This is a genomic window from Paracoccus tegillarcae, assembly GCF_002847305.1.
Lineage (GTDB): Bacteria > Pseudomonadota > Alphaproteobacteria > Rhodobacterales > Rhodobacteraceae > Paracoccus > Paracoccus tegillarcae.
This window is the reverse complement of record NZ_CP025408.1, coordinates 2,085,368-2,102,336: the sequence shown is the minus strand read 5'-3', so window position 1 is coordinate 2,102,336 and position 16,969 is coordinate 2,085,368. Positions and strand designations below refer to the sequence as shown.

Annotated in this window: 16 protein-coding genes; 5 read left to right on the top strand and 11 right to left on the bottom strand. The window is 66.0% G+C overall.

The genetic code is table 11. The annotated features are described in order from the left end of the window. Nucleotides 1-23 precede the first annotated feature (23 nt). The 6 genes from CUV01_RS10265 to CUV01_RS10240 form a co-directional block, all read right to left on the bottom strand. Entirely contained in the window at nt 24-542 is a 519-nt protein-coding gene (locus tag CUV01_RS10265) for a sarcosine oxidase subunit gamma (protein WP_101460388.1), read from the bottom strand. Further along, nucleotides 535-3,465 carry a sarcosine oxidase subunit alpha family protein gene (locus CUV01_RS10260; RefSeq protein ID WP_101460387.1) on the bottom strand — a complete coding sequence of 977 codons (2,931 nt, stop codon included), beginning with the start codon at nt 3,463-3,465 and terminating at the stop codon, nt 535-537. Before CUV01_RS10260 ends, CUV01_RS10265 begins: the two co-directional genes overlap by 8 nt. Continuing rightward, nucleotides 3,462-3,785 carry a sarcosine oxidase subunit delta gene (locus CUV01_RS10255; RefSeq protein ID WP_101460386.1) on the bottom strand — a complete coding sequence of 108 codons (324 nt, stop codon included), beginning with the start codon at nt 3,783-3,785 and terminating at the stop codon, nt 3,462-3,464. Before CUV01_RS10255 ends, CUV01_RS10260 begins: the two co-directional genes overlap by 4 nt. A 3-nt stretch (nt 3,786-3,788) precedes the next feature. Beyond that, on the bottom strand, nt 3,789-4,124 hold the full coding sequence (locus CUV01_RS10250; RefSeq protein ID WP_101462012.1) for a TfoX/Sxy family protein: 336 nt from the start codon (nt 4,122-4,124) through the stop codon (nt 3,789-3,791). Nucleotides 4,125-4,229: 105 nt separating this feature from the next. After that, nucleotides 4,230-4,520: a flagellar basal body-associated FliL family protein gene (locus CUV01_RS10245; RefSeq protein WP_101460385.1), complete on the bottom strand. Its 291-nt coding sequence runs from the start codon at nt 4,518-4,520 to the stop codon at nt 4,230-4,232. Between the two features lie 95 nt (nt 4,521-4,615). After that, on the bottom strand, nt 4,616-5,881 hold the full coding sequence (locus CUV01_RS10240) for a sarcosine oxidase subunit beta family protein (RefSeq protein WP_101460384.1): 1,266 nt from the start codon (nt 5,879-5,881) through the stop codon (nt 4,616-4,618). 176 nt (nt 5,882-6,057) lie between these two features. On the opposite strand from CUV01_RS10240, the gene ccmI reads away from it, so the two are divergent. The 3 genes from ccmI (at nt 6,058) to CUV01_RS10220 (ending at nt 9,416) form a co-directional block, all read left to right on the top strand. Next, nucleotides 6,058-7,305 (top strand): c-type cytochrome biogenesis protein CcmI, encoded by a 1,248-nt coding sequence (gene ccmI, locus CUV01_RS10235; protein WP_198731803.1) that lies wholly within the window; start codon nt 6,058-6,060, stop codon nt 7,303-7,305. Further along, complete coding sequence (gene ruvX / locus CUV01_RS10230; protein WP_101460383.1) at nt 7,302-7,769, top strand: Holliday junction resolvase RuvX; 468 nt, start codon at nt 7,302-7,304, stop codon at nt 7,767-7,769. Before ccmI ends, ruvX begins: the two co-directional genes overlap by 4 nt. A 390-nt stretch (nt 7,770-8,159) precedes the next feature. After that, on the top strand, nt 8,160-9,416 hold the full coding sequence (locus CUV01_RS10220; protein ID WP_422385877.1) for a DEAD/DEAH box helicase: 1,257 nt from the start codon (nt 8,160-8,162) through the stop codon (nt 9,414-9,416). A gap of 20 nt (nt 9,417-9,436) precedes the next feature. Here the strand turns inward: CUV01_RS10220 and CUV01_RS10215 are convergent, their stop codons facing one another. The 5 genes from CUV01_RS10215 to CUV01_RS10195 all read right to left on the bottom strand — a co-directional run bounded on the left by CUV01_RS10215 (nt 9,437) and on the right by CUV01_RS10195 (nt 15,571). Beyond that, the gene (locus CUV01_RS10215; protein WP_101460380.1) at nt 9,437-10,189 is read right to left on the bottom strand and encodes an SDR family oxidoreductase; all 753 of its coding nucleotides are present in this window, start codon (nt 10,187-10,189) and stop codon (nt 9,437-9,439) included. Continuing rightward, nucleotides 10,186-10,944 (bottom strand): glycerophosphodiester phosphodiesterase family protein, encoded by a 759-nt coding sequence (locus CUV01_RS10210; RefSeq protein ID WP_101460379.1) that lies wholly within the window; start codon nt 10,942-10,944, stop codon nt 10,186-10,188. Before CUV01_RS10210 ends, CUV01_RS10215 begins: the two co-directional genes overlap by 4 nt. A 9-nt stretch (nt 10,945-10,953) precedes the next feature. Beyond that, on the bottom strand, nt 10,954-11,409 hold the full coding sequence (locus tag CUV01_RS10205) for a RidA family protein (protein ID WP_101460378.1): 456 nt from the start codon (nt 11,407-11,409) through the stop codon (nt 10,954-10,956). Nucleotides 11,410-11,485: 76 nt separating this feature from the next. Beyond that, nucleotides 11,486-12,046 carry an NADPH-dependent FMN reductase gene (locus tag CUV01_RS10200; RefSeq protein WP_101460377.1) on the bottom strand — a complete coding sequence of 187 codons (561 nt, stop codon included), beginning with the start codon at nt 12,044-12,046 and terminating at the stop codon, nt 11,486-11,488. Between the two features lie 72 nt (nt 12,047-12,118). Beyond that, nucleotides 12,119-15,571 carry an AAA family ATPase gene (locus CUV01_RS10195; RefSeq protein ID WP_101460376.1) on the bottom strand — a complete coding sequence of 1,151 codons (3,453 nt, stop codon included), beginning with the start codon at nt 15,569-15,571 and terminating at the stop codon, nt 12,119-12,121. Nucleotides 15,572-15,723: 152 nt separating this feature from the next. Here CUV01_RS10195 and CUV01_RS10190 point away from each other — a divergent pair, with 152 nt between their 5' ends. Together CUV01_RS10190 and CUV01_RS10185 are read left to right on the top strand one after the other, a co-directional pair. Then, nucleotides 15,724-16,098 (top strand): CidA/LrgA family protein, encoded by a 375-nt coding sequence (locus CUV01_RS10190; protein WP_101462010.1) that lies wholly within the window; start codon nt 15,724-15,726, stop codon nt 16,096-16,098. After that, a complete protein-coding gene (locus CUV01_RS10185) occupies nt 16,091-16,810 on the top strand; it encodes an LrgB family protein (protein WP_101460375.1) in 720 nt (239 codons plus the stop codon). Before CUV01_RS10190 ends, CUV01_RS10185 begins: the two co-directional genes overlap by 8 nt. Nucleotides 16,811-16,969 lie beyond the last annotated feature (159 nt).

The following is a 16,969-nucleotide window of genomic DNA, read 5'->3' as shown; positions in this document are numbered from 1 at the left end:
CGGGCTGAACCGGTCCTGCCCGCCTAGCGCGGGTCCAGATCACTGCCCGCGATGGCCGCGTTTTCCAGGATCAGGCGCAGGTAATCGCCGGTCGAGCGAAAGCCGATGATGCGAAAACCCTTGTTCTGCCGCCAGAACGCCACGGCCGTTTGCGCGGCGCGGGTGCGGCGCAGGCCGTCCTTGGGCATGGATGCGAATTCGACGGGGCACAGCTTGGCCAGTGCCTGTTCGGGCTTGGCGCCGGTCACGTCAAAGACCGCCCGCATCTCGGACACATCGGCGATCAGCGCGTGTACGCCGGTCAGTGCCTGTTCCAGATCGGCGATGGCCTGCGCGGTCTCGCCTGTGGGCAGGATCAGCAGCAGTTCATCCGGTGACATCCAGCCCAGACTGCGGCTGCCATCGGTGGTGATGCGCGTGGCCTCAGGGATCGCCAGACCTGCGGCCGCGGCGATGGCATCGCCAGCGCGGTCCAGATCGGCGCGGATCGTGATCATGCCCAGCCCTTCGGCTGCGGTGATGGTGGCGAGGGGTTCAGCCATTCAACCGGCCTCCGTCTTTGTCGTAGAAGACCGGGTCGGTGATGCGCGCACGGATGCTTTGCCCCGCCGGGGTCGCGAACTCGATCACCTGCCCCATCCGGTCGCGGCCATGACGCACCAGACCCATGGCAATCGGCTGGTCCAGCGTCGGCGAATGATAGGTCGAGGTCACGCGCCCCTGCACGTTGCGCTGACCGTTGTCGTTCTCGCCCTCATCGACCGCATAGGCGCCATCGGGGATCATCTGCCCATCGACGCTTTCCAGCCCGACCAATTGCCAGCGGCGACCGTCGGTCATGTGGCTGCGCGTTTGCGCGCGCTTGCCGATATAGTCGGTCTTTTTCTTGCTGATCGCCCAGCCAAGGCCCAGATCCTGCGGGATCACCGTGCCATCGGTTTCGTCGCCGATCATGATATAGCCCTTTTCGGCGCGCATGATGTGCATCGCCTCGGTGCCGTAGGGGGTCACGCCCAGATCGGTGCCGACCTCGTGCAGTTTTTCCCACAGTTCCAGCCCGCGCCCGGCGGGTGCGGCGATCTCGAAACTGAGCTCGCCCGAGAAGCTGATGCGAAAGACGCGGACGGGCATGCCGGCCAATTCGCCCTCGGCCCATTGCATGAAGGGCAGCGCCTCTTGTGACAGGTCGATATCGCCGCCCAGACGGCCCAGCAATTCACGCGCCTTGGGGCCGGCGACGGCGATCTGGGCATATTGTTCGGTGACATTGGCGGTATAGACCTGCCAGTCCCACCATTCGCATTGCAGCCAGTCTTCCATATGGCCGTGGATACGCTCGGCCCCGCCGGTGGTGGTGTGGCAGAGCCAGGTGTCATCCGACAGCCGCGCGACGACGCCGTCATCCATCAGAAAGCCGTTCTCGCTGCACATCAGCCCATAGCGGCATTTGCCGACCGGCAGCGTGGACATCATGTTGGTGTACATCATGTCCATGAAGCGGCCCGCATCCGGACCCTTGACGAGGATCTTGCCCAGCGTGCTGGCATCCAGCGTGCCAACGCCCTTGCGCACGGCCTTTATCTCGCGCGTGACGGCAGCGTGGCGGTCTTCGCCCGCGCGCGGGTAGCAATAGGGCCGGCGCCACTGGCCAACGGGTTCCCAAGAGGCGCCCTTGCCCTGATGCCAGGCGTGCATCGGCGTCTTGCGCAGCGGTTGGAACGCCTCGCCGCGTGCATCGGCGGCGATGGTGGCCAGGGTCAGCGGCGTATAGGGCGGGCGGAAGGTGGTGGTGCCGGTCTGCGGAATCGGCTGGTTCAGCGCATTGGACAGCACCGCGAGGCCGTTGATGTTGCTGATCTTGCCCTGATCGGTCGCCATGCCCAGCGTGGTGTAGCGTTTGGTGTGCTCGACCGAGGCGTAGCCTTCGCGCGCGGCCAGCTCGACATCGGTGACTTTCACATCGTTCTGATAATCCAGCCACATTTTCGCGCGCATCCGGTAGGGCGCCGCAGCGGGCATGACCCAGACGGGCATGGTCGGCGCCTCGGTGCGTTCCAGATCGCCGGCGGAGCGCAGATCGCCATTCGCGGCGCCGGTTGCGGTGACATTGCCCTGCCCGTCCGCGCCCAGCGGCGGGCGGCTGGCATCGGGGCGGAACATGGCGTGATCCTCGTCCCAGAGCAGCTTGCCGCCGCAATGGCTGTAAAGATGCACGACCGGCGACCAGCCGCCCGACATGGCCACTGCGTCGCAATCAAGCCCGCCGGTCGATTTTCCTTCGCCGGACTGGTCGCAGATGGTCACGCCCTCGACCTGACGCCCGCCCTTGATCTTGGCAATGCCGGTGCCGGTCAGCACGGGGATGTTCTGCGCCCGCGCGGCCTGCGGCAATTCGCCATCGGCATCTGGGCGCGCGTCGATGATGGCTGCCACCTCGAGCCCCGCCTCGGCGGCGATCAGGGCGGTGCGGTAGGCGTCGTCATTATTGGTGACCACGACGATGCGCTGCCCCGGTGCGACGCCGTAATCGACGATAAAGTCGCGCATGGCCGAGGCCAGCATCACGCCGGGCACATCATTGCCGGCGAATGCCAGCGGGCGTTCCAGCGCGCCGGTGGCAACGATCACCTGCCCCGTGCGGATGCGCCACAGGCGCTGGCGCGGGATGCCCTGATTGGGGTCGTGATCGGCCAGCGCCTCGCGGGCCAGCAGATAGCCATGATCGTAGAGCCCTGTTGCCATGCAATTGCGGCGCAGGGTGACGTGTTTCTTGGCGCGCAGCTGGTCCAGCAATTCCGCGATCCGCGCCTCGCCGCCCGTGTGATCAACCGGCGTGCGACCGCCCCAATGCGATGATTGTTCCATCACCAGCACGCGGGTGCGCCCCTTGGCGGCCTTCAACGCGGCCTCCAGCCCGGCGACGCCGCCACCGACGACGACCACATCCGCGAAATCATAGGCCTGCTCGTAGCTGTCGGGATCGGCCTTGGTGGGGGCGCGGCCCAGACCGGCGCTGTGGCGGATCACCGGCTCGAACAGGTGTTTCCAGAACGGGCGCGGGTGGATGAATGTCTTGTAGTAGAAGCCAGCCGGGAACATCGGCGACAGCCAACTGTTCACCGCGCCGATATCAGCGTCCAGCGAGGGCCAGCAGTTCTGGCTGCGCAGGACCATCCCCTGCAACAATTCCGTGGTGGTGCCGCGCTGGTTCGGTTCGAACCGACCGCCCTGGCCCAGCCCAAAGAGGGCATTGGGTTCCTCGGCGCCCGAGGCGACGGGGCCGCGCGGGCGGTGATATTTGAACGACCGGCCCATCATCATCTGGCCATTGGCCAGCAGTGCAGAGGCCAGCGTATCGCCCTGCAATCCGCGCAAGTGACGACCATCAAAGCGGAACGGCACCTGATAGGCGCGGTCGATCAGGCGACCGCCCTGCGGCAATCGGAAGGGACGGGTCTGGCTCATGTGTTCGGTGTCCAGTCGGGGTGGGCGGCCTGAATGGCCGAGATGACATCGGCGGGCGCTTCGGGGTGCTGTGCCTTGTAGGTCGCATAGACCTGCAAGGTCGCGGTGTCGCGGGCGGCCAGAAACCATTTGCCGCAGCCATAGGCATGGCGCCAGCGTTCGAAATGCACGCCCCTGGGGTTGGCGCGGTCGAACATGTAGGATTCGAACTGTTCATCCGAACTGCCGGGGCCCATGCGCGTCAGATGCGCCTCGCCGCCGGGCAGCAACTCGGTTTCCTCGGCAGCAACGTCACAATAGGGGCAGGTCAGCATCAGCATCGGTTACTCCTTCGGGGGCAGTTCGGCGGCATTTTCCAGCGCCATGGACAGCAATCTTGCGCGCAGATCGTCATCGGCCTGCGCATCGCCCTGCAGGATGACGAAACCACCCATGGTGCGGCCATTGCCCTGCATCATCGACACGCCGGGCAGATCCAGCGCCACATCCTGACGGGTCTTGCCCACACGGTAGAGCAGCGCGCCATGTGACACCACGCCGGTCAGCATGTGGCCACCGCGCATATAGCCCAGACCGCCGAACATCTTTTTCTCGGAGATGCCGTCCAGCGCGGCAAGATCTTCGCGCATCATCTGGGCGGCGCCCTGGTCAATCGCCATCACGCCCCCCTTTGACATGCGAAATCCGAGGGCATGACACCCCCGGACCTGCAAGACATTCTCAACCAGAGCGAGTGCGGCAGCTGCCGACCGCTCTGGGCAAGATCAGTTGGAAGCCGGAGCCGGCTCGGTCGCGTCGACCGTCGCGTCGGCTGCGTCGCCTGCCGCATCGGCAGCTGCGTCGGCCGCATCACCGGCTGCGTCGGCTGCATCATCTGCCGCGTCGGCTGCTGCATCGGCTGCATCGTCGGTTTCAACGGTAACGGTGGTGTCGCCGCCTGCATCGGTCGTTGCGACATCATCGTCGCCCGACATGAAGAAGAACAGAACCAGCACCGCGACCAGAATGCCGCCGACAATGAACCAGAGAGAATTGTTTTTCGGTTGATCGGCCATGGGTATCCCTTTTTTGGTTTTAAGAAGCTATCGCCGCTCAATTCGGCCAGCGCCTCTATGGTTCCCTGAAAACTGACATTCATCAACCGGCCCATTTAATGCGCCACGCCTGCGGCCACGGATTCGTCGATAAACCGCCCTTGCCGAAATCGATTCAGGCCGAATTCCGCCGATAATGCCCCCGGCGTGCCGTTTGCGATCAGTTCGGCCATGGCCCAGCCGCTGCCGGGAATCGCCTTGAAGCCACCGGTGCCCCATCCGCAATTGACGAAAATACCGCCGACCGGCGTGGTCGACAGGATCGGTGAGCGGTCGCCGGTCATGTCCACGATGCCGCCCCATTGGCGCAGCATCTTGAGCCGGCTGAGCATGGGAAAGGTTTCAACCAGAGCGCGTACGGTTTCCTCGACATGGTGCCACGATCCGCGCTGGGTGAAATTGTTGAACCCGTCGGTGCCTCCGCCGACCACCATCTCGCCCTTGTCCGATTGCGACAGATAGCCATGCACGGTGTTGGCCATGACGACCACATCCATGCAGGGTTTGATTGGTTCGCTGACCAGCGCCTGCAGCGCCACGCTTTCGATGGGCAGGCGAAAGCCGGCCATCTCGGCCAGTTGGCTGGAATGACCCGCCACCACCAGCGCCAGCTTGTCACAGCCGATCCGGCCCTTTGAAGTGTTGACGGCGCGCACCTGCCCGGCCTCTGTCTCGACGCCGGTCACCTCGCAATTCTGGATGATGTGCATGCCCATGTCGGAACAGGCCCGCGCATAGCCCCAGGCGACCGCGTCATGGCGCGCCGTGCCACCGCGCGCCTGATAAAGGCCGCCCAGCACCGGATAGCGCGGCCCGTCGATGTTCATGATCGGAACCAGATCCTTTACCCGCGCCGGTTCGATCCATTCGGTCGAGACGCCCTGCAGGTGATTGGCATAGACCGTACGCAGGTAGCCGCGCTTTTCATGCTCGGTCTGGGCCAGCATGATCAGGCCGCGCGGGCTGAACATGATGTTGTAATTCAGATCCTGCGACAGCCCTTCGTAAAGGCTGAGCGACTTGTTATAGATCGCCGCCGACGGGTCCTGCAGGTAATTGCTGCGGATGATGGTGGTGTTGCGGCCGGTATTGCCGCCGCCCAGCCAGCCCTTTTCGATCACCGCGATGTCGGTGATGCCGAAATTCTTGCCAAGATAGTAGGCGGTGGCCAATCCGTGCCCGCCCGCGCCGACGATCACCACCTGATAGCGGTCCTTGGGCTCGGGGCTGGCCCAGGCGCGATTCCAGCCCTGATGCTGGCGCAAGGCCTCGCGCGCGATGGCAAAGACCGAATAACGGCCGGATTTCGCAGGAATCGGCATGGCGCCCCCTTGGCTTGGCACAGTGACATGTTTGCCTTGCGCGGACCTTTGGCTCAAGGCTCGATGCGTCATATCCATGCAAAATGCGACACCCTATCGCGGCCTTGTCAACGGCTTGGGGCTTTTGCCGGTGCCGCAAAGCGGATAGGTCGGACGGGGCGAAGAAGAGGGTAACGATGCTGTTCTGGCTTATCTGCGGGGCGATGGCGGCCATCGTCGCCGTGGCAATCCTGACGCCACTGTGGCGTGGCGACGCGGCCGGCAAGGGTGCCGCGCCAGCCGCGGCCTATGACCTGCAAGTGTATCGCGATCAGCTGCGCGAGGTCGATCGCGACCTGCAGCGCCGGGTGATCGGCGCCGAGGATGCCGAGCGCCTGCGCCAGGAGATCGGGCGCAAGGTGCTGGATGCCGACCGACGTCTGGCCATGGCCGAGCCCGGCCGGCGCGTTGGCAGCGGCCGGATCGGCGCGGCACTGGCGGTGGCGGCGGTCGTTGCGGGCACGGTCTGGCTGTATCAGCGCGAGGGCGTGCCCGGCATGCCCGACCTGCCCTTGTCCGAACGGATCGCGGCGGCGCAGGCGACCTATGAGGCGCGACCCAGCCAGGCCGAGGCGCAGGCCGACACCCCCGCCCCGGCGCGCGGCGAGATCGACCCCGAATATGCGGCGCTGATCGACGAGTTGCGCAGCGCCGTGAAAAAGACGCCCGACGATCCCGAGGGGCTGGCGCTGCTGGCGATGCACGAATCGCGGCTGGGCAATCTGGACGCCGCGCTTGCCGCACAAAACCATCTGATCGCCGTCAAGGGCGATGACACCACGGCGCAGGACCATGCCTTTCTGGCCGGACTGATGGCCGAGGCCGCCGGCGGCATCATCACCGCCGAGGCCGAGCGGGAACTGGCCCGCGCGTTGAAGACCGACCCGCGCCATCCGCAGGTGCGCTATATGCTGGGGCTGCTGCAGGCGCAGAACGGACGGCCCGACCGCGCCTTTCCGATCTGGCGCGATCTTCTGGCGGAGGGACCGCCCGACGCCCCCTGGATCGCGCCCATCCGCGCGTCGATCCAGGATCTGGCCTGGCTGGCCGGCGATCCCGATTACGCGCCGCCCGAACCCGCAGGCGGCACTGCGGCCCCCGCCCTGCCCGGCCCCGATGCCGAAGGCATGGCCGCAGCCGAGGAGATGTCGCCCGAGGATCGCCAGCAGATGATCGCCGGCATGGTCGCCCAGCTGGAGGGACGGCTGGCCGAAGAGGGCGGCTCGCCCGAGGAATGGGCGCGGCTGATCGGCGCGCATGCGGTGCTGGGAAATATCGACCACGCCCGCAATATCTGGAACGAGGCGCAGACGCGCTTTGCCGATCAGCCCGAGGCACTGGCCGTGGTGCAGGCGGGCGCAGAGCAGGCAGGGCTGGCCGAATGATCCATGAAGAGATGGTCGATTTCATCACCGCGCTGCCGCGCGTGGGCGGGCTGGTCGGTCTGGATCTGGGCACCAAGACCATCGGCATCGCGGTCAGTGACGGGCTGCGGCAGGTGGCGACCCCGTTGACCGTGATCAAGCGCAAGAAGTTCACGCTGGACGCAGAGGCCCTGCTGGCCATCGTGACCGAGCGCGGCCTGACCGGCATCGTTCTGGGCCTGCCCCGCAATATGGACGGCAGCGAAGGACCGCGCGCTCAATCGACCCGCGCCTTTGCCCGCAACCTGACCCGGCTGACCGAGTTGCCCATCGGCTATTGGGATGAACGTCTGTCCACCGTGGCCGCCGAGCGCGCGCTGCTGGAGGGCGACACCTCGCGCAAGCGCCGCGCCGAGGTGATCGACCAGGTGGCAGCCGGCTATATCCTGCAGGGCGCGCTGGACCGATTGCGGCATCTGGCCTGATCCGGCCCACTGCATCGGGTCGGGCAATCGGTGCCGGCAGGGCACTGGCAAATATATCAAACTTTACGAAATAGCGGCCAGCCGGGTTGACAACTGCGCCGTCAACCGCCAGATGGCACCTGTTCGCTGAGTTGCCGCGTGAGGCAGCCACGCCGATTGCAACTCGCCATCCGGGCGCATCAGCGACGACTTATCCCGGTTCCCATCACGCAGGGTTCTAGACGCCAGGCCGATCCGGTCCGGGCTGATGCCCGCCATTGGATGCGACCTCGCGATAACCCGCGCGCAGGCCCGAATGCGGCCTGCCAAAAACAATAGCCCCCGGCCATTCGGTCGCGACGGGCGAAAGGACTTATATTGCAAGATTTCCAGACGATCGGCTTGTCGCCGATGCTGACCCGTACCCTGACCGAAGCCGGCTTTTCCGAGCCCACGCCGATTCAGGCGCAAGCGATTCCGCTGGCGCTGGCCGGGCATGACATTCTGGGCCTGGCCCAGACCGGCACCGGCAAGACGCTGGCCTTTGGCCTGCCGCTGATCGACGCCTTGTCGCAGCAGCCCGGCCGGCCCGATCCCAAGACCGCCAAGGCCCTGATCCTGGCGCCCACCCGCGAACTGGTAAACCAGATCGCCGAAAGCCTGCGCCCGCTGACCGCTGGCACCAAGCTGCGCATCAACACGGTTGTGGGCGGCCAGTCCATTGGCCGGCAGATCAACCTGCTTGCACGCGGCACCGATGTTCTGGTTGCCACGCCGGGCCGCCTCATCGACCTGATGGAGCGTCGCGCGATCGACCTGTCGACCGTGCGCCAGCTGGTGCTGGACGAGGCCGATCAGATGCTGGACATGGGCTTTATCCATGCCCTGCGCAAAATCGCACCCCGCCTTGGCACGCCGCGCCGCACGATGCTGTTTTCGGCCACCATGCCCAAGCAGATGGAAGAACTGTCCAGCGCCTATCTGACCGATCCGCGCCGGGTTCAGGTTGCCCCTCCGGGCAAGGCTGCCGACAAGGTTACCCAATCGGTGCACTTCCTCGACAAGGGCGCCAAGCCAGGCAAACTGCGCGAGATCCTGTCGCAGGATCTGTCGGCGCTGACGCTGGTTTTCGCACGCACCAAGCATGGCGCTGAAAAGCTGATGAAAAGCCTGGTGGCTGACGGGTATAACGCGGCCTCGATCCATGGCAACAAAAGCCAGGGTCAGCGCGACCGCGCGATCAAGGCGTTCCGCGATGGCTCGGTCACCGTTCTGGTGGCAACCGATGTGGCGGCGCGCGGGATTGATATTCCCGGCGTTTCCTATGTCATCAACTACGAGCTGCCCGACACGCCGGACAACTATATCCACCGGATCGGTCGTACCGCCCGCGCCGGCCGTGAAGGCGAAGCCATCGCCTTTTGCGCGCCCGACGAGGCAGATCAGCTGCGCCAGATCCAGAAGATCATGAAGGCCGACATTCCGGTCGCCAGCGGCAGCAGCCCCCTGCCCGCCCATGGCGCGCAGGCCCAGCCGGGTCGTCGCAGCGGCGCCAAGCGCCCGCGCAGCGGCGGAAAGCCGGGCTATTCGGGCAAGCCGGGCGGCCAGCAGGCCTATGGCAAACCCCGGCGCAACAACCGTCAGCGCCGCAGCAACACCGCTGCTTGAGAAACGGATCGCGGCGGGCCTTAGCGCCCGCCGCTGACATCCAGAATTGATCCGCTGACATAGCGCGACGCCTCGCCTGCCAGCCAGATCACGGCCTCGGCCACTTCATCCGCGGTGCCGGGCCGACCCATCGGGATATTCCCCGCCAGCCGGAAGGCCCGGTCAGCAATGCCGCTATCGGCCTGCATATCGGTATCGATCAGCCCCGGACGGATCGCGTTGACGCGGATATTGTCAGGGCCCAATTCGCGCGCAAGTCCCAGCGTCAGCGTGTCGATCGCGCCCTTGGTGGCCGCATAATCCACAAACTCACCGGGTGAGCCCAGACGCGCCGCCGCCGATGACAGCAGCACCAGCGAGGCCGGCGGCTGATCCTTGGGGCGTGGCAGACGGCGGGCCGCCTCGCGGGCGCAGTACAAGGCACCCAGCAGGTTAACCTGCACCATCCGCTGCAACCGCTCATCCTGCATCTCGGCCAGTTTCATCACCGGCGCGACGATGCCCGCATTGACCACCACGGCATCCAGCCCGCCCAGCGCCGCCTCGGCCCGGTCGAACAGATCCGCGACCTGATCGGCCTCACCGATATCGGCCTGCAAGGCTGTCGCGTTGCCGCCCTGCGATGTGATCTGATCGACGACCTGATCCGCGGCTGCCTGATCCTTGCGGTAATTCACCGCGACCGACCAGCCCTGTGCGCCCGCCAACAGGGCTGCGGCGCGGCCAATGCCGCGCGAACCGCCGGTAATCAGCAGCCGGCGCGGCGCGGTCATTCCGGTATCTGCGGGCGATAACCCTCGAAGGTGATGTTTTCGGCGATCTCGCGGGCGGCGCTTTCCTCGGCCTCCGAGCGCACCGTCCAGCACAGCACCGGCACACCCTGGGCTTTCAGCGCATCGACGCGCGGATTGTCGAGATCACCCTTGTCATGCGAGATAAACACCGCGCCGGACTGGTCGAAATCGGTCAGCGCGGCCATCCTGTCGCGGGTTTCCTCGTCCAGCATCGGCCAATTGTCTTCGGCAAAGCCGCAGGTGGTCAGGCCGCAGGGGATCTGCGGTGCCTCGGCATGAAAGGCCGAGACCATATGCGGGTTGAACGACATCACCGCGACCGGACCGTCATAGGCCTGCAGCGCATCGATCACATGGCGGTGCAGCTCTCCGATCTGGTCACCAAGCCGGCCATCCTGATCCTTCATCTCGATCAGCAGAGGGGCCCGGCCATCGACGACGCGCAAGGCGGCGGCCAGCGTCGGGATGCCGTGGTCGGTATTGTTAAGCCCCACGGCTTCGAGATCATCGGCCTCCATATCGGCGATGAACCCCTCATCGCCGGCCAGGCGGGTGAGGTCATAGTCGTGAAACACCATCGGCACGCTGCCGGCGGCGGGCTGAACGTCGATCTCGATGCCGTAGCCGGCGTCGACAGCGGCCTCGATGGCGGCCAGCGTGTTTTCCGGGAGCGCGCGGTCATGCAGCCCTCGGTGCGCCAGCGGCAAGCGGGTAAAGACAGCAGGCAGGATCATGGCGTTACCTCATTCCACCTCGAATATCGCATCAACCTCGACCGCCACACCGCGCGGCAAGGACGGGGCGCTGACGGCGGCGCGGGCATGGCGGCCCTTGTCACCAAAGACTTCGACCATCAGGTCGGAACAACCGTTCACCACCTCGGGCTGATCGCCGAAATCGGGGGTGGAGTTCACAAAGGCGGTCAGCTTGACCACCCGTGCCACCTTGTCCAGCGATCCGGTCGCGGATTTGAGCTGCGCGATCAGCGCCAGCCCGCAGGACCGCGCGGCGGCGGTACCAGCCGCGACATCCATCGTATCGCCCAGCTTGCCGGTCAAAGGCTTGCCATCCGCCGTGCTGATCTGACCCGAGACAAAGATCAGGTTGCCCGAGCGGACCCAGGGCACGTAGTTCGCCACAGGGGCCATCGCTTCGGGCAGGGTGATACCAAGTTCGGCAAGGCGGGATTCGATCGACATGGGCTTCTCCGAATTGTGTGAGTGGCATCCTAAACCGGACGGACGGATGATGTAAAAGCGGATTCGACCCCCTGCGCTAGCGCATGGTTTTCAGCGCCGTCGCCCATTTCGCCAGTTCCGGCAGCATGGCATCGGCGCTTTCGATCATCGGCTTTGTCGGTTTCAGCCCGTCATCGGACAGATGTTCGAACACCATGGGCATGACCACCTGATCCGGCACCGGCATCATCTTCAGCGTGGTCAGGATCGCCTTGGCCGATTGCGTGGCGCGCAGTCCGCCGGAGATGCCGCCATAGGACACGAACCCCGCCGGCTTGTAGTTCCATTCGTTGAACAGATAGACCAGCGCGTTGTAATAGCTGGGCGGCGCGTTGAAGTCGTATTCGGGCAGCACAAAGACAAAGGCATCCGAATCGGCCACAATCTTTGACCAGGCTTTCGTGTGGTCGTGTTCGTATTCCTGCAGGCGCGGATGCTTGGGTTCATCGTATAGCGGCAGGTTGACCTGGGCCAGATCGGTCAGAACCACCTCATCAAAACCCGACGGGTTGTTCCTGGCGTGGTCAAAGAACCAATCGCCGACCGGTTTCCCCACGCGACCGGGCCGCGTCGACACGATAATCACGTTCAGTTTCATTCTTTGTCCTTCACTGAATGGCCAATGGATGCCCGGTTTGAACAGGCTTGGCAATCAAATCAGGGAAGAGACTCAGGCGACCAGCGCCTCGGCGCGTTTCAGATCAACGCTGACCAGTTGGCTGACGCCCTGCTCGACCATGGTCACGCCGAACAGCCGGTCCATGCGCGCCATCGTCACCGCATGGTGGGTGATGATCAGAAAGCGTGTATCGGTGCGGCGGGTCATCTCGTCCAGCAGGTCGCAGAACCGCGACACGTTGGCATCGTCCAGCGGGGCGTCGACCTCGTCCAGCACACAGATCGGCGCGGGGTTTGCCAGAAAGACGGCAAAGATCAGCGCCAGCGCGGTCAGGGTCTGCTCACCGCCCGATAGCAGCGACAGGGTCGACAGCTTTTTGCCCGGCGGCTGGCACATGATTTCCAGCCCGGCCTCTAGCGGGTCATCGGATTCGACCAGCACCAGCTTGGCCTCGCCGCCGCCGAACAGCGTGGTGAACAAGGTGCTGAAATTCGCGTTCACCGTGTCAAACGCGGCCAGCAGGCGTTCGCGGCCCTCGCGGTTCAGGCTGCCGATCCCTGCGCGCAGTTTGCGGATCGCCTCTTCCAGATCGTGCTTTTCGGCGGCCAGCGTGGCGTGTTCTTCCTCGATCTCGCGCTTGTCCTCATCGGCGCGCAGATTGACCGATCCAAGCGCGTCGCGCTGGCTGCGCAGCCGCGCGATCTTGTCTTCCAGCTGAGCGGCGGATGTGTCCGTTTCGGCGCAGCCCAGACTTGCCAGCAGGGCCTGCGGGCTGTCTTCGGTATCCTCGTGGATGCGCGCGCGGGCCGCGTTTTCGGTATCGCGCGCGGCCTCGGCGCGGGCCTCGCGGGCGGCGCGGTGTTCACGCGCCTCCGAGGCGAGGCGTTCGGCGTCGCGTTCGCCATGCGCCGCCTCGCGCAGCGCATGATCGGCCGCGGCCAGCGCCTCGCGCGCCTTTGCAACACGCGCCTCGGCCTGCCCCTCGCGGTCGCTCAGGGTTACGCGTTTCTGGGCCAGCACAGCCGGTTGGGCCTGCGCCTGATCCAGTTCGACCGCCGCCGCGTCGCGACGCGAGGCCAGTTCGGTCGCGCGGCTATCGGCCTGTTCCAGACGCAGCCGCCAGCCCGATTCCTCTTTGGCGATTTCCTGCAACCGCTTGATCCGCGCATTGCCTTCGCGGCGCAGTTCGTCCAGCGCGCCACGGCGCGTCATGGTTGCGATCCGCGCGGCCTCGACCCCGGTCTTGGCGTTCTCGACCGCCTCGGCCGCGGCACCGCGATCGGGCAGATCGGCCAGCGCCTTTTCCGCCTGCGACAGCCGCGCCCGCGCGTCGGTGGCGTCGGCCTGATGGCGGGTCAGTTCTGCACGGGCCGATTCCGCGCGGCTGGTGGCCAGCGACAGATCGGATTCGGCGCGTGTTGCTGCGCGGGCGGCGTCGGATAGCAGGCGCTCGGCCTCACGGCGTCCATCGCGGGCGGATTTCTCGGAACCGGCGGCCTCGGCCAGTGTGCCCTTGGCCGCGTCATGGGCCTGAACAGCCGTATCGGCGCGGGCCTGCGCGGCTTCGGCCTGCCCGGTGATCTCGGAGAGTTGGTTGACCTTTTGCAGATGCAGCGCAGCCGAGGACGACGCCTCGCCCGCCATCACCCGCATGCCGTCCCAGCGGAACAGATCGCCCTCGCGCGTGACCAGACGCTGTCCGGGGGCCAGATCGCCCTGCATCCGCGCCGCCGCATCTGCATCGCCAACCAGCCCGACCTGCGACAGACGGCGGGCCAGCGCGTCGGGGCCGTTCACATGCGGCGCCAGCGGGTCTGCCGCAGCAGGCAAGGGCTGCGGCGCATCCCAGCCGGGCAGCTGGTGCCAACCCGAGGCGCCGTCCTCGGCCAGACCTGCGCGCAGATCGTCACCAAGTGCGGCGCCGAATGCGACCTCGAACCCCTTTGCGACCTTCACCCGGTCAAGGATCGCCTTGCCGCCCGCGCCGCCGCGTTCGACCAGCCGTTTCAATGCGGCCATTTCAGCCGCCAGAGCACCGGCCTCGCCTTCGGCCTCGGCACGCGTCGCCCGAGCGTCGGATTCCACAGCCTCTGCCCTGCCTCGTGCGGTCTCGGAGGCGGCCAGGGCGGCGTCCGAGGCTTCTGCACGGTCGCGCGCGGTGGTCTGTGCCGCCTCTGCTTCGCGCAGTGCTGCATCGGCCTGCTGACCCTTTTGCGTCGCGAGGCTTGCGTTTTCCTCGGCTGCGGCGGCCGCGCGTTCGGCGCGCGTCATCATCTCGCGCAGATCAGCCGCCAGACGTTCGGCGGATTGATGCCGCGCGGCCAGTCGGGCGGATTCGTCGGTCAGTTCGGCCAGGCGCCCCTCGACCTCGCGCAGCGCCTCGGCGGCCTCATCGGCGGTTTTCGCGGCCGTTTCCAGCTTGGCGTCATGGCCCTGCCCGGCCTTTTCCAGCTCTGTCTTTTCCCAGGTCAGCCGGTCGACCACCTCGACCGCATCGCGGTTCAGCGCGGCTTCGCGATCAATGTCGCGGTCAAGCTGCGCGATCCGTGCCGTCAGCGCGTCAATCGCCTCGGCTGCGCGCGCCTCTGCCTCGTCCAGTGCCTCGCGTTCGACCACGACACGCGACAGGATCGCGGCGGCGACCTGCTCTTCCTCGCGCAGCGGCGGCAGGCCCGTCTCGGCGCGTTCGCGCAGCGCGGTTGCCTGCCGCGACGCCATCTCGGCCTCGCCCGCCGCGCGCACTGCCGCGTCCAGCGCCTGGGCTGCGGCCTCGCGCGCCTGATCGGCCTCGGCCCAGCGCCGATACAACAGCACGCCTTCTGCCTGCCGCAGCGCCGCGCCGATCTCGCGGTATTTCGCCGCCGCGCGGGCCTGACGGGCCAGTGACGCCGCCTGCGTGGCCAACTGGTCCAGCGTGTCATCGACGCGGGTCAGGTTCTGTTCGGCCCCGTTCAGCTTCAGTTCGGCCTCGTGGCGGCGCTGATAAAGGCCGCTGATGCCGGCGGCCTCTTCCAGAATGCGGCGCCGGTTCTTGGGCTTGGCGTTGATCAGTTCGCTGATCTGGCCCTGACGCACCAGCGCCGGCGAATGCGCCCCGGTCGAGGCATCCGCGAACAGCATCTGCACATCGCGGGCGCGCACATCCTTGCCGTTGATCTTGTAGGCCGAGCCGGCATCGCGGGTGATGCGGCGCACGATGTCGATCTGATCTTCCTCGTTGAAACCCGCCGGCGCCAGACGATCGCGGTTGTCGAGGGTCAGCGTCACCTCGGCATGGCCGCGCGCCGAGCGACGCGAGGTGCCGGCGAAGATCACATCCTCCATTCCCGCGCCGCGCATCGCGGTGGGGCGGTTCTCGCCCATGATCCAGCGCAGCGCCTCGAGCAGGTTCGACTTGCCGCAGCCATTGGGGCCAACCACGCCCGTCAGCCCCTCACGGATCAGCAGATCCGTAGGGTCTACGAAGCTTTTGAAGCCGTTGAGCTTGAGGCGATCGAAACGCAAATGCCTGTCCCCGAGAATCGGTCAATTGGCGGTGATTGTCCGCAGCGCATCGCGACGAGTCAACATAAACCGCAAGATATAGCGCGATACACAGGGTTATCCACAAGATGAACGGGGTCGCCACAACGCCAAATAAGGTTAGGATGGCGGGCATGATCTGGACGCTCGCGGTCATTCTTTCCTTTCAGCTGGTCGGCGAGGTTGCCTCGCGCGGGCTTGGCCTGCCCTTGCCCGGCCCGGTCATCGGGCTGCTGCTGCTGGTCGCGGCCTGCATGGTGCGTCCCGCACTGGCCGAGCGCATCCGCCCGACATCGCAGGGCCTGCTGCAGCATCTGTCGCTGTTCTTTGTGCCGGCGGGCGTCGGCGTCGTCGCGCATATGGGTCTGATCCGCGATCAGGGGCTGGCGCTGGCGCTGGCCATTGCCGGGTCCACCGTGCTGGCGATCGCGGCTGGCGCGCTGGCCTTTGTCGCCGTCGCGCGGCTGACCGGATCGACCGACCCCGAGGCCGAGAAGCGCAATGACTGACGCGGCGCTGATCTGGTCCTATCTGGAACAGGGGCCGCTGCTGTGGCTGACCGCCACCCTGATCGCCTATCTGCTGGGCGACGCCTGTTTTCGCGCAACCGGCCGCCAAAGCTGGGCCAACCCCGTGCTGATTGCAATGATCCTGCTGGGCCTGCTGCTGTGGGGAACGGATACCGATTACCAGACCTATTTCGAAGGTGCACAATTCGTGCATTTCATGCTGGGCCCGGCAACGGTCGCACTGGGGCTGCCGCTTTATGACAATCTGCCGCGCGTTCGCCGGGCAGCGCTGCCGATGCTGGCGGGGCTGCTGGCCGGTTCCACGGTGGCGGTTGTATCGGCGCTGATGATCGCGCGTGCGATGGGGATCGAAGGGTCCGTCCTGGCCTCGCTGGCGCCCAAATCGACGACCGCGCCGGTGGCCATCGGCATTGCCGAAAAGATCGGCGGCCAGCCGACCCTGACCGCGGCGATGGTGCTGATCACCGGCATTTTCGGCGCGATCATCGTGACCCCGCTGCTGAACGCGCTGCGCATTCGGGACTGGCGGGCGCGGGGCTTTTCCGTTGGTGTCGCCGCGCATGGGATCGGGACCGTCCGTGCCTTTCAGGTCAACGAAACCGCCGGCGCATTCGCGGGCATCGGGATGGGCCTCAACGCCGTTCTGACCGCCATCATCGCACCGGTGGCCCTGCGGCTTTTCGGCGGTTAACGCGGGTGGACAACCAGTGCGCGACAGGGTCGGCGGAATTTCGCCGAAACCGCGCATGGGCAAATTGCCCTAACGTCAATTCGTTAAGAGATCGTTAACTTTTCAGCCACATAACCCACGCTGCATCATCCCCGACATGCCGGTTACCCGGTCTGGCCT

Excerpts from the sequence above, each read along its gene's own strand:
- CUV01_RS10265 (WP_101460388.1), bottom strand. The coding sequence starts at position 542 with ATGGCTGAACCCCTCGCCACCATCACCGCAGCCGAAGGGCTGGGCATG.
- CUV01_RS10260 (WP_101460387.1), bottom strand. The coding sequence starts at position 3,465 with ATGAGCCAGACCCGTCCCTTCCGATTGCCGCAGGGCGGTCGCCTGATC.
- CUV01_RS10255 (WP_101460386.1), bottom strand. The coding sequence starts at position 3,785 with ATGCTGATGCTGACCTGCCCCTATTGTGACGTTGCTGCCGAGGAAACC.
- CUV01_RS10250 (WP_101462012.1), bottom strand. The coding sequence starts at position 4,124 with ATGGCGATTGACCAGGGCGCCGCCCAGATGATGCGCGAAGATCTTGCC.
- CUV01_RS10245 (WP_101460385.1), bottom strand. The coding sequence starts at position 4,520 with ATGGCCGATCAACCGAAAAACAATTCTCTCTGGTTCATTGTCGGCGGC.
- CUV01_RS10240 (WP_101460384.1), bottom strand. The coding sequence starts at position 5,881 with ATGCCGATTCCTGCGAAATCCGGCCGTTATTCGGTCTTTGCCATCGCG.
- ccmI (WP_198731803.1), top strand. The coding sequence starts at position 6,058 with ATGCTGTTCTGGCTTATCTGCGGGGCGATGGCGGCCATCGTCGCCGTG.
- ruvX (WP_101460383.1), top strand. The coding sequence starts at position 7,302 with ATGATCCATGAAGAGATGGTCGATTTCATCACCGCGCTGCCGCGCGTG.
- CUV01_RS10220 (WP_422385877.1), top strand. The coding sequence starts at position 8,160 with ATGCTGACCCGTACCCTGACCGAAGCCGGCTTTTCCGAGCCCACGCCG.
- CUV01_RS10215 (WP_101460380.1), bottom strand. The coding sequence starts at position 10,189 with ATGACCGCGCCGCGCCGGCTGCTGATTACCGGCGGTTCGCGCGGCATT.
- CUV01_RS10210 (WP_101460379.1), bottom strand. The coding sequence starts at position 10,944 with ATGATCCTGCCTGCTGTCTTTACCCGCTTGCCGCTGGCGCACCGAGGG.
- CUV01_RS10205 (WP_101460378.1), bottom strand. The coding sequence starts at position 11,409 with ATGTCGATCGAATCCCGCCTTGCCGAACTTGGTATCACCCTGCCCGAA.
- CUV01_RS10200 (WP_101460377.1), bottom strand. The coding sequence starts at position 12,046 with ATGAAACTGAACGTGATTATCGTGTCGACGCGGCCCGGTCGCGTGGGG.
- CUV01_RS10190 (WP_101462010.1), top strand. The coding sequence starts at position 15,724 with ATGATCTGGACGCTCGCGGTCATTCTTTCCTTTCAGCTGGTCGGCGAG.
- CUV01_RS10185 (WP_101460375.1), top strand. The coding sequence starts at position 16,091 with ATGACTGACGCGGCGCTGATCTGGTCCTATCTGGAACAGGGGCCGCTG.